The organism is Roseovarius halophilus (ex Wu et al. 2025) (genome assembly GCF_047086965.1).
Map to the genome: position 1 here is coordinate 1 of NZ_JBKOTX010000657.1, position 258 is coordinate 258.

General features: G+C 62.0%; 1 protein-coding gene. It reads left to right on the plus strand.

Annotated features, from left to right (window positions below; all coding sequences use genetic code 11):
• Positions 1–258, plus strand: a 258-nt coding sequence (locus ACH107_RS33925; protein ID WP_412509938.1) for a DDE-type integrase/transposase/recombinase, incomplete at both ends; no start/stop codon positions are given.

The following is a 258-nucleotide window of genomic DNA, read 5'->3' on the forward strand; positions in this document are numbered from 1 at the left end:
CCGGCGGTTCCGCATTCTGAACGTGGTTGATGATGTCACCCGGGAATGCCTCGCGGCGATCCCGGACACATCGATCTCGGGGCGGCGTGTCGTGCGGGAGCTGACGGCCCTGGTCGAACGGCGTGGAAAGCCTGGCATGATTGTCAGCGACAACGGCACCGACCTGACCAGTAACGCGATCTTAACCTTTGCCACGGAGCGCAAGATCGAATGGCATTACATCGCGCCGGGCAAGCCCATGCAGAACGGCTTCGTGGA